The organism is Rhodococcus sp. I2R, from assembly GCF_020889545.1.
Taxonomy (GTDB): domain Bacteria; phylum Actinomycetota; class Actinomycetes; order Mycobacteriales; family Mycobacteriaceae; genus Rhodococcoides.
In genome coordinates, this window is sequence record NZ_JAHUTG010000011.1 from 48,669 (window position 1) to 59,928 (window position 11,260).

10 protein-coding genes and 1 pseudogene are annotated in these 11,260 nt (G+C 63.1%); 4 read left to right on the plus strand and 7 right to left on the minus strand.

The features are described 5' to 3' along the window. Positions 1-3: 3 nt before the first annotated feature. Positions 4-1,233 carry a glycosyltransferase family 87 protein gene (locus KVY23_RS13340; RefSeq protein WP_230556884.1) on the minus strand — a complete coding sequence of 410 codons (1,230 nt, stop codon included), beginning with the start codon at positions 1,231-1,233 and terminating at the stop codon, positions 4-6. A 181-nt stretch (positions 1,234-1,414) separates the two neighbouring features. On the opposite strand from KVY23_RS13340, the gene KVY23_RS13345 reads away from it, so the two are divergent. After that, positions 1,415-1,822 carry a MerR family transcriptional regulator gene (locus tag KVY23_RS13345; protein WP_075838126.1) on the plus strand — a complete coding sequence of 136 codons (408 nt, stop codon included), beginning with the start codon at positions 1,415-1,417 and terminating at the stop codon, positions 1,820-1,822. Between the two features lie 4 nt (positions 1,823-1,826). On the opposite strand, the gene KVY23_RS13350 is transcribed toward KVY23_RS13345, so the two are convergent. Continuing rightward, positions 1,827-3,539 (minus strand): ribonuclease J, encoded by a 1,713-nt coding sequence (locus tag KVY23_RS13350; protein WP_075838125.1) that lies wholly within the window; start codon positions 3,537-3,539, stop codon positions 1,827-1,829. 437 nt (positions 3,540-3,976) lie between these two features. Here KVY23_RS13350 and KVY23_RS13355 point away from each other — a divergent pair. Then, positions 3,977-5,160 (plus strand): annotated as a pseudogene (locus KVY23_RS13355) (SulP family inorganic anion transporter). Between the two features lie 134 nt (positions 5,161-5,294). Here KVY23_RS13355 and KVY23_RS13360 read toward each other — a convergent pair. Together KVY23_RS13360 and KVY23_RS13365 are read right to left on the minus strand one after the other, a co-directional pair. After that, complete coding sequence (locus KVY23_RS13360) at positions 5,295-5,915, minus strand: DUF305 domain-containing protein (RefSeq protein WP_230556885.1); 621 nt, start codon at positions 5,913-5,915, stop codon at positions 5,295-5,297. Between the two features lie 48 nt (positions 5,916-5,963). Further along, positions 5,964-6,347, minus strand: a complete 384-nt coding sequence (locus tag KVY23_RS13365; RefSeq protein WP_230556887.1) for a DUF6153 family protein — start codon at positions 6,345-6,347, stop codon at positions 5,964-5,966. A gap of 234 nt (positions 6,348-6,581) precedes the next feature. Here KVY23_RS13365 and KVY23_RS13370 point away from each other — a divergent pair, with 234 nt between their 5' ends. Further along, a complete protein-coding gene (locus KVY23_RS13370; protein ID WP_230556889.1) occupies positions 6,582-7,610 on the plus strand; it encodes an ABC transporter substrate-binding protein in 1,029 nt (342 codons plus the stop codon). Here KVY23_RS13370 and KVY23_RS13375 read toward each other — a convergent pair. The 3 genes from KVY23_RS13375 to KVY23_RS13385 form a co-directional block, all read right to left on the minus strand. Next, entirely contained in the window at positions 7,579-8,805 is a 1,227-nt protein-coding gene (locus KVY23_RS13375) for an MFS transporter (protein WP_230556890.1), read from the minus strand. The two genes, KVY23_RS13370 and KVY23_RS13375, sit on opposite strands and share 32 nt — an antisense overlap. 165 nt (positions 8,806-8,970) lie before the next feature. Beyond that, positions 8,971-9,225, minus strand: a complete 255-nt coding sequence (locus KVY23_RS13380; RefSeq protein WP_230556892.1) for a hypothetical protein — start codon at positions 9,223-9,225, stop codon at positions 8,971-8,973. Positions 9,226-9,340: 115 nt separating this feature from the next. Next, positions 9,341-9,913, minus strand: a complete 573-nt coding sequence (locus KVY23_RS13385) for a TetR/AcrR family transcriptional regulator C-terminal domain-containing protein (RefSeq protein ID WP_230556894.1) — start codon at positions 9,911-9,913, stop codon at positions 9,341-9,343. Between the two features lie 527 nt (positions 9,914-10,440). Here KVY23_RS13385 and KVY23_RS13390 point away from each other — a divergent pair. Further along, on the plus strand, positions 10,441-11,260 hold an 820-nt coding region (locus KVY23_RS13390), incomplete at its 3' end, for an ice-binding family protein (protein WP_230556896.1).

The following is an 11,260-nucleotide window of genomic DNA, read 5'->3' on the forward strand; positions in this document are numbered from 1 at the left end:
GGGTCACGCGCTGGCTCCGGCCATCGACACCTTCTCCCGCGCGGGAACCTGCGGCTGCGTGCGGGTGCGTGCCTGCAGGACGGCGGCGACGAGGAGGGCGACTCCGACGAGGGCCTGCCCGTTGCCGACGAGCTGGCGCCAGGTGACCTCGAACCAGCCGGAGTCGGCGTCGATGCCGTCGAGCACGTAGTGCGGTCCAGCAATGAAAACGGCGATCGCCGGGACCAGCATCGGCCGCCAGCTGCGGTACTGCGGGGCGATCGCGAGCGGGACGAGCAGCACGCTGTAGACCCAGTGGTGTGAGACGGCGAACGGTGCCGCGAGCAGCGAGGCGAGCGCGACGATAGCGAAGGCGACCATCGATTCGCCGGATCGGACGAACCGGCGCGCGGACCACGCCGCGGCGCACACGATGACGATGGCCGCAGCCAGCCACAGCACGTCCTTGAGCAGATCGTCGGCACCGAGGCGGGCCAGGATGCCGGTGAGGGCCTGATTGCGAACGAAGCTGTGCCCGCCGCCGCGTTCGGTGGCGAAGAACTCGGTGAGCCAGAAGTACAGCGATGCGCCCGGTAGCAGCCAGAATCCGATGGCCGCGATGATCCCGACGGCCGCTACGGCACGCGCGATCGACGCGAAATCACGGCGCACCAGGAAGAACAGTCCGAATGCGGCCGGGGTGATCTTGATCGAGGCGGCTACTGCCATGCCGACGCCCCGCAGCCTCCGCGGGATCGCGCCCGTGCAGTCTGCGACGACGAGGGCCATCAGGACGATGTTGATCTGTCCGAACGCAAAGTTCGAGCGGACGGGTTCGAGCAGCAGGGCCACCCCGAGCGCAGCTAGCGCGACCATGGCCGGACGAGTCACTTGCAGCTTCCGAAGAACCGACGCGAGCACCCACCAGACGAGCACGATGTTGATCGCAGACCACACGATCTGCAGGCTGACCATCCCGAGCAAGGTCATCGGCGCAAACAGCACCGCGGCGATGGGAGCGTAGATGAATCGCAATCCCGAGCGGGTGGGGAAGTCGGCGGAGTACAGCGGCATGCGGTCGAGGTATGCGGCGCCAGCGTCCTGGAACACGGCGAGATCGATCTGATGAACTGTGACCGCTCGCACCATCAGAAAGATCGTGACGGACAGGCTGAGAACGAGCCCGGCGACGATTGCAGCCGACTGAGGCTTGCCGATAGTCCATGCAGGTCTCTTCAGAGCAGTCTTTCGCACGCAGTTGTCTCCTCGGATGGCTGGCGGGATGTGTGCACGGCGGCGCTCGGCCACACCGTACGGATGATCTCTAACGTAACAGGAGAGTTACGCTGACGCACATCGCCTCATTTCGCGATGACTAGAGTGGTGCTGCAGGAAGCACGCGTTTCGGGTGCACCAGGCGAGGGGAAGGCGGCACATGTCGGCGGACGACGGAATGCACATGCAGATCGGTCAGGTTGCTCAGCGGACCGAGCTGTCTATACGTACCGTCCGTCACTACGACGACATCGGCCTGGTCACGCCCTCCGCCCGCAGTACCGGCGGATTTCGGCTCTACACAGAGTCCGACGTGGAACGTTTGCTTGTCATCCGCCGCATGAAGCCGCTCGATTTCACGCTCGCGGAGATGAAACAATTACTTGCTTCCCTGGATGTGCTCGACGACGACGCTGCGGCCGCCGAGGATCGCGGCACGGCCGCAGCATTTATTCGTCAGTGCCACACCAAGGCCGAGGAGAGCTGCCGCACGTTGCGACGACAGCTCGCCTACGCCGAGGAACTTACCGACCTTCTGTCGAAGAACGGTGCCACTGCCCAGATTTGAAGATCTAGCCGTCGACGACGACCGGGACGACCAGCGGTTGACGACTCAGATTCTGCTTCGCCCAGCGGGTGGTCTCGTGCACCAGGCGCGTTTCGATCTGCTCCCTGGAGGCGACCCTCTTGTCGCTTTCGCGTTCGAGGGCACCGTTGAGGGCACGGCCCAGTTTCTTGAAGTCATCGGCGGTGTGCGCGAATCCGCGCCCGATGAAGTCGACGTCGTCCACCAGCAGACCGGTGTCGGGGTCGACGATGGCGATGACGGTGAGCACACCCTCGCTACCGAGTAGGCGACGTTCTGCGAGGGAATCCTCGGTGACGCCGCCGACGGTGCTGGCGTCGACGTAGATGAGCTCGATCGGGACACGTCCGGTGATGCTCGCGACGCCGTCACGTAGGTCGATGACGCTGCCGTTCTCGGCGATCAAGACGCGATCGCGTGGGACTCCGGTGCGGATCGCGAGGTCTGCGTTGGCCCGCAGGTGTCGCGATTCCCCGTGCACGGGAAGAACATTGGCCGGTTCGAGGATGTTGTAGCAGTACACCAGCTCGCCCGCGCTCGCGTGACCCGAGACGTGCACCTTGGCGTTGCCCTTGTGAACGACGTGTGCACCCTTGTCGACCAGACCGTTGATGACGCGGTAGATCGCGTTCTCGTTGCCGGGAATGAGGCTGCTCGCCAGCAGAACCGTGTCACCTTCGCCGACGCTGATCTGGTGCTCACCGGATGCCATGCGCGACAACGCCGCCAGCGGCTCGCCTTGCGATCCGGTGCAGACCAGCGTGATCTTGTTCGCGGGAAGGCGATTGAGTTTCGGTAGGTCCACCACGAGCCCGTCGGGCACGTTCAGGTAACCGAGATCGGTCGCGATCTTCATGTTGCGCACCATCGATCGCCCGACGAACGCAACTTTGCGACCCTGCGCGTGCGCAGCGTCGAGGACCTGTTGGATGCGGTGGACGTGACTGGCGAAGCTCGAGACGATCACTCGTCCGGACGTCTCGCGGAACACCTTCTCGATGGCCGGGACCAGATCGCGTTCCGACACCATGAATCCCGGAACCTCGGCGTTCGTCGAGTCGACGAGGAGCAGGTCGAGGCCCTCCTCGCCGAGACGCGCGAATCCTCGGAGGTCGGTGATCCGGCCGTCCAGCGGGAATTGGTCCATCTTGAAGTCGCCCGTGTGCAGGACCAGGCCGGCGTCGGTGCGGATGGCGATGGCGAGGCCATCGGGAATGGAATGGTTGACGGCGAGGAATTCGAGCCCGAAAGGCCCTTCCTGACGCGTTTCGCCGGCGACGACCTCGATCAGTCTCGTCGAGACCTTGAACTCCTCGAACTTTGCTGCGAGGAAGTTCAGGGTGAGGCGTGAGCCGATGACCGGGATGTCGCCGCGCTCGCGCAGGAGGTACGGGACGCCACCGATGTGGTCCTCATGGCCGTGGGTCAGCACGATGGCGATCACGTCGTCGAGACGGTCGCGAATGAAGCCCCAGTCCGGCAGGATGACGTCGACGCCTGGCTGATGCTCTTCTGGGAACAGCACGCCGCAGTCGACGATGAGCAGTTTGCCGTCGAACTCGAAGACGGTCATGTTTCGGCCGATTTCCCCGAGACCACCGGCGGCGACAACGCGGAGATCTCCCGATCTGAGCCCGGAGGCGGGGGACTTCTTCGCCGCCGTGGTCGTGTTTTTTCTGGCGCGCGGGGTTCGTGACATGAACCTTACGCTACTGGAGGTTCTACACCCGGCGTTACTCCCGGGTCATCTCGACACACCGGCGAGGCGAATGACGTTCGGGGAGTGAGCCTGTCATACACAGGTCCCGGTGTCACCGAAATCGAGGCTGCAACGCCTCCACGCACAGGTACGTGGAGTGCATCACAATCCACCCCGCACGATTTGCCGTTACTCTACCCTTGCGTAAGTGTAGGGATCAGTTCCTACCGATTCATACCGCGCGTGTACGCGGGCCGTGCGATGCCCATCGGGCTCGACCAGAAACAAGCCTTCGGGCGCAGCGATGCGTCCACTTTCCACGTGCAGACAGTTCTGCCTGGACGTACAAGACCGATGATGAATGGAGAAAAGTGAGTCAGCCAACCGAGCACGGGTCACCGCCGGTCACCGCCGCCGAAGAACGAATCCCCACCGTGATGAGCGCCCTGAAGTCCCCCAGGATTCTCGAGACCGAGGTTCTGGCCGGTCTCGTCGTCGCACTGGCATTGATTCCTGAGGCCATCGCGTTCTCCATCATCGCCGGAGTCGATCCCCGCATCGGACTGTTCGCCTCCTTCACGATGGCCGTGTCGCCGTCGGACTGCTGATCATGTTTCTGCTGCCCAAGCTCACCACCATCGTGCCGGCGCCCTTGGTCGCGATCGTGTTGCTGACGGTCGCGACCGTCGTGTTCGCGCTCAATGTGCCGAAGGTCGGCGACGAGGGCGAGCTCCCCCGCAGCCTGCCCACGCTGTTCTTCCCCGACGTTCCCCTGAACCTCGAAACCTTGCGAATCATTGCCCCGTACGCGTTCGCCATGGCCATCGTGGGCCTGCTGGAGTCGCTGCTCACCGCAAAGCTCGTCGACGATGTCACCGATACCCACTCGAACAAGACCCGCGAGAGCTGGGGCCAGGGCTGCGCCAATGTCATCACCGGCTTCTTCGGCGGCATGGGCGGCTGCGCGATGGTCGGCCAGACGATGATCAACGTCAAGGCCTCCGGCGCACGCACGCGGATTTCGACCTTCCTCGCCGGCGTTTTTCTGCTCATCCTCGTCGTCGGATTGGGCGACGTCGTTGCACTCATTCCGATGGCCGCACTGGCCGCGGTGATGATCATGGTGTCCATCGGAACGATGGACTGGCACAGCATCAGACCGAAGACGCTGCGACGCATGCCCAAGAGCGAAACCACGGTCATGCTTGCGACAGTCGTCGTCACCGTGGCCACGCACAACCTCGCGTACGGAGTCGTCGTCGGCGTCGTCACGGCGATGGTCCTCTTCGCCCGGCGTGTCGCCCACCTGACAGACGTGACGAAGGTGTCCGAGGCCGACAACGACGGCCTCGTCGACACCCGCGTGTACCTGGTGACAGGCGAGTTGTTCTTCGCCTCGAGCAACGACCTGGTCTACCAGTTCGACTACATCGACGACCCGAAGAACGTCATCATCGATCTCAGCGGCGCCCACATCTGGGATGCGTCCACCGTCGCGACGCTCGATGCCATCACCACGAAGTACGCGTCGAAGGGCAAGCACGCCGAGATCATCGGTCTCGACGCCGCCTCGGCCGAACGGCACGTCCGGTTGAGCGGCAAACTCGGGGACGGGCACTGACGCGATAGATGTTCGAACGCAAGACTGAATCCCATGCAACCGAGCCAGCAGTAGTCGCACAGAATCTGCGCCGGTGAGAGACCGAGAGCACCACGATCCCCGGCACGCCGAGGGATCGTGGTGCTGTTCGACTGTCAGCCGAGGAGTTGCTCCATCCGGGCAATCTCGTCTCGCTGAGTAGTGACGATGTTGCGCGCCATCTCTATTACATCAGGGTTCGATCCGTCCGAGATTTCGGATTCGGCCATCTCGATCGCCCCTTCGTGGTGCTCGATCATCATCGTGAGCCACTCACGATCGAACTCGGCGCCCGACAACGTCGTCAGCGAGGCCATGTCCTCATCGGACATCATTCCGCTGCCGGAGCCGTGATTCATACCGCCCATGTCAGGCATGCCGCCCATGCTCGGCGCCGGCCCCGGCTGGCCCCAGTCTTCGAGCCAGGTGACCATCTGGTCCATTTCGGGCTGCTGCGCGGCTTCGATCTCCGCGGCCAGAGCGATCAGCTCCGGGTTGTCGGTCCGCCCGTCGACCATCTCAGCCATCTCGATCGCCTGTGCGTGGTGCGGGTACATCATCCGAGCGAACATGACGTCGGCCATGTTGAAGTCCGCGTCGACCTCCGCGGTGTCCATCGACGGCATTGTCGACATCGACGATGGGTCCATCGGTTCCGGCGAGTCGCTGCTGCATCCTGCGACGAGGCCGACACCGAGCGTGGCGGCGGCGATCGAGGCGAAAAGTTGTGTACGCATGTGAATCTCCTTGCGAGTTGAAGTTATGACAGGGATGGGCGCTTCCTGTCACACTCGCAAGGTCACTGATTCGTCCAATCCCTGCAGACTCCACGGGGGCGCGCGGCCGAGATACGAACCGACGTCGCCGGCGGCACCGTCCGAGGCAATCGGTCGCACATCGATGCCGACGGCCGGGGCAGGCATCGGCACCGCAGGCCACCACGTCACGGTGCCCGCGCACGGATGGATCATTTGATGCCCCGATGGGCAGTCATGTTCACCGTGTGCGACCGGGTCCGTCTGGTGGTTCAGGTCTTCCTGCGCGCATATGCCGGAATGCCCGTCTGCCGAAGCCGTAGGCGCCACCGAATGCATGGTCAGCACACCGAACACGACGAGCACGATCATCGGCAAGTACGCCGCGACGCTTCTCCGGCTCAGTGATCGCACGCCTTCGACGATACCAACTGATACCCCTAGGGGGTAATCACACGACAAGAGTGGAAGCCGATTCGCCGTCAACTTCACTGCGCGAGCGAGTACGGACTCGCATCCGGGGACCGGCAGTGGCCGTCGCAGTTCCGATGGTGGCGCCCGCCGCCCTGGCGTCACCGACCCCACGATCCGCGAAGTAAAGTTAGGATAACCACACTCGATTGTCAGTCGCTAAGCCCAGGAGACCGAATGAACCCCGTTGTCACCCGCAGATCCATGCTGTCCCTGACATTCGCGACGGTAGCCGGACTGGCCGTCGCCGCATGCTCCCGCGACGAGGGCGCATCTGGCGGCTCGGCATCGCCGTCCATCGGCGCCGAGCCTGGCGCTTTTCCGGTGACGATCGACCACAAATTCGGGTCCACCACCATCGACACCGCACCGGTCCGGATCGCCGCGGTCGGCATCGGTGATGCGGACGTACTGCTCGCATTGGGCCTGACACCCGTGCTCGTCCCGGTCTGGAACGGCTCCACCGACGATGGAATCGGTGTGTGGGCTGAGCCCGCCATCGACGGTGAAGACCCGGCCGCGCTCGCGAACGCCACCACCGACTTCGATATCGAGACCATTGCGGCTGCGTCGCCGGACCTGATCATTGCCGTCAACAATGCGATCGACGAGGACACGTACGCCCAGCTCAGCGCGATTGCACCGACGATCTTGCACGCAGCCGACCAGACGGATTGGGTGCTGCCGTGGCAGGAAGTGACCACCAGGATCGGCACCGCCGTCGGATTGCGTGCTGCAGCGGAGACCGAGGTACGTGATGTGGACGCGCTGATCGCGCGCACTCGCGACGAGAACCCACAATTCGTCGGCAAGACCGCCGTTCTGGTGATCCGCTGGAGTGACGGTAACTTGAGGGCGTTCAGCCCGGAATCCGCACGCGCACAGTTGTTGACAGCGCTTGGTTTCGCTCCGCCTGTTGCTTTGGCGTCGAGGTTCGCCGGCAAACTCAACACCGAACTGTCCGCGGAGAACTACAGCCTGCTCGAGGCGGACTACCTGCTGTTCGACAACTACGAACGGTCGCGGGCAGAGATGGAGCAGCAGGCGGTGTTCACCTCGCTCGACGTGGTCCAGAGCGGAGGACTGATCGCGCTCGACCCGATCGTCAGCGATGCGGTCTCGATGCCGAACCCGTTGACCATCCCGTTCGTGCTCTCGGAGTTCGTCGAGCAGATCAACGCGGCAGAGGCCACCAGAAGTCGATAGACCTGGACCACCACCAGGTGAGCAGCGTGACCACCGCTGTGACGGCAGCGGCAGCAAGCCACGGCACTGCTGTCGCGGCGTGGTCGAAGAGATATCCGATTCCCACAGTTCCTGCCAGTGCGAGGATGCCGCCGATGGTGCTGAGCATCCCGAAGTGAGCCCCGAGGTGTTGTTCGTCGGCGATGACGGCGAGTGTGTCGCGCATGGTCGGGACCATCAGCATCTGCCCCAGATACAGCACAGCAACCCAGCCCGCCAGAGCGAGGTAGGACGTTCCGACGGGCACAGCGGGAATCACGAACGACGCTGACATCAAGGCCATTCCGCCGATGATCGCCACACGTCGGCCGAGCCGATCAGCGACCCGCACCATCGGACGCTGGCCGACGATGACCAGCACTGCGGCGCCGACGTAGAACCAGCCGAGCGCGCTCTGCGATCCCACGGTGCGATCGAGTTGCTCGGGAAGCATCAGGTAGAGCTGAGCGATCGCTACGAACTGAATGCTGCACAGCGCAGCGAACTTCATGAACGTCCGGTTGGTGATCACCGTCGCCCACACCACGCCCAGCGGCACCGGCCGCGATGTCGCATCCCTCGCCGGGAAGAGGAAATAGAAGCACACCCACAACCCGGCGAACAGTGCAGCAGCGGCGGCGGCACTCACCGCGAACGGGAACACCAGGAGCACGGCACCGAGCGCCGGGCCGATCACCGTACCCAGTCTGCTGGCCATCTGCTCCCACCCGAACAACTCGGTGCGACGTATGACTCCGTCACGTTCGAGCTCACGGCCGAAATCTGCGTTAGCCGATTCGACGGCCGGCGCGAACAGAGCTGCCGCGAAACCGATCGACAAGACTCCGAGAACGACTGCCGCTGTATTGTCGGCCACTGCGAGAATCGCGAATCCGATGATGCGGACAGCGATGCCCCACAAGATGACCGGCCGTCTTCCCAACCGGTCGCCGATGCTGCCACCGATGAAGAACATGCCTTGCTGACTGAAGGTCCGCAGTCCCAGAACGAGGCCGACCATCGCGGCGCCGAAGCCCAGGTTCTCCGACATGTGCACGGCGAGATACGGAACCACCAGATAGAACCCGATGTTGAACAACACCATCGAAGCCAGCAACAACTTCACCACCGCTGGCAGCCCGCTGGCAGGGAGCCGTCGGCCGAATTCGAGGCGCACGAGCGACAACACTATGGAACGGCCGTGACCGCAGTCCGACACGGGTCACGATATCGCGCCAACACTCCACCTCCGACGACACTGCCCGTCACGACCCGCCCGGCGTTGTTGCGGTACCAGTTGTCCATGCCGTCGTGGGTCCAGATCATGCGGGAGTGCGCATCGTCATGTCGGCGGACGTAGTCCTGCTCCACTTCCGGCTTGCATTTCCACGGCGCCGAGCCCCTCGCGAGCCATCGTGCCGATCAAGTCGACGATGTAGCGCACCTGGCATTCTGCGATGGTGATGTAGCTGCCGCCGTGCCCCAGAACGGTGCCTGGGCCGCAGGTGATGAACAGGTTCGGGCAATCGGGAACGGTGATGCCGAGGTGGTTGCGCCCCCACCGCCGATGGCCGACGAACCGCCCGACCCACTGCACGTTCGTCGTCGAACGTTTCTCAGTCCGTTGGTGCGCGCGGAGTCCGCGGTCTCGCACGGCGGCGCAGGGCTGCTCGGTAGCTACTCGGTTGCGGGACTCTCGCGGGCGCCGTACATCATGAACCCCTACCGACGACGGCACCGGTGAGCAGGCTGTCGAGGCCGCGCTCGAACACAGCGTCGCCATCGAAGGCCGACAGATTCGACGTCAGCGACTTCAGGATGGAGTAGCCCGGCCCGTTCAACGACCGAAGCGCCAGCCTCACCAGATCCTCCGTGTCCTCGGGGTGATCTCGGGACTCCTGCTGCTCGATGAGCACATGACCGCGTAGAAACGAGAAGAGATTTCGATAGAGGGTCAGGGCGTCGGCTGGCGCGAACCCGTTCTCGGTGAGCAGCGCCAGCACCGAGCCCAGCACTGCGAGGGTGCTGCGGGAGTGAAGCCCGAGCGGTGTCGACTGCGGCCGCGTCACCATGAGCACAACCACTTTGGGGTGAGCCAACGCCGCACTACGATAGCTTCGAGCGAGCACCCGAAGCTCGAAATTCCAGTCGGGATCGGCCGGATCAACCTCCGCCACAGTGGAGAGAACTGCTTCGGCGACAGCGTCGAGAAGCGCTGCCCGATTCGGAATATGCCGATACAACGTCATCGGATCACAGCCGGCTATCCGAGCGAGGCCACGCATCGAAAGGCCTTCTATTCCGTCCCTGTCGATGACGGACAACGCGCACGCAACCACCGACGCGCGATTCAGTGGGCCTCGGAGTAGAAAGGGGGACAATGATATTGGGGGTTCGGAATCGAGCATCAAACACCGTCTTCCACGAAAATCTGTAAAACAGCGACAAAACAGGGTTTCCGGTATCAAACAAAACCTTCCGATACAACTCGATTTGACATTGACTCGGAGACATGCACCTGATCCACTGTAGTTCTACACCGTATTCATGCGGGAAAGTCAAAAGAAAGGTAAAGAACCCCTTTCCCGACAGCGGAACCCTACCTTGGGCCTGCGCCATCGCGGCTCTTTTGTATCGCCTTTAGTGCGAATACGCAGATTCACTTTCTGACACCTCTACTGTGCGCGCCAGTCGTCTGCAGTCGCCACCGCCTCGCCCGGAATCTGTCCATGTCCAGGTTTTCCGCGCCAATTTCAATTTGCTGCAGAAGGTCTTTGCAGTATTTCTTCTTCCCGCATAAAGGACCCGCCCAATGCATCGGAGAACCGTCACCTCCCCTCCCTCGGCACGCCGCATCAGACGGAAAGCTGCTCCATTCACAGCTGTCGTGGCGGTCGCCGCTGCCGCATTGTTGGTTGTCACCAACGGCACCGCGCAGGCGGCCATACCGACCGTCGATCTCGGAACAGCTGAGAGTTACGCAGTCCTGGCCGGCACCACGGTGACAAACACCGGACCGTCCGTTGTATCCGGGGATCTCGGCGTTTCCCCGGGGTCGGCTGTGGTCGGTTTCCCTCCGGGCATCGTCAACAACGGTGTAATTCATGCCGCGGATGCCGGTGCCGCACAGGCACAAGCAGATCTCACCGTGGCCTACAACGATGCAGCGGGTCGCGTCCCGCCGACCGCACTCCCTGTCGATATCGGCGGCCAGACCTACGTCGGCGGTCTGTACAAAGCCGATTCCTCACTTGGATTGACCGGAACGGTCACTCTCGACGGCGAGAACGATCCGAGTTCCGTGTGGATATTCCAAATCCCTTCGACGTTGATCACCGCTCCGAATGCCTCGGTCAATCTGATCAACGGTGCAGACGCATGCAACGTGTTCTGGCAGGTCGGCAGTTCGGCCACCCTGGACACCGGCACAACATTCGTGGGCACGATCTTGGCGCTGACTTCGATCACCCTGAATACCGGAGCCATTGTTTCCGGCAGTGTTCTCGCCCGCAACGGCGCAGTAACCCTGGATACCAACGTCATCACCCGGCCATTGTGCGACGTCATCCCAACAACCACCACGGAACCGACCACGACGACCGACGAGACCACAACGACGGACGAAACAACCA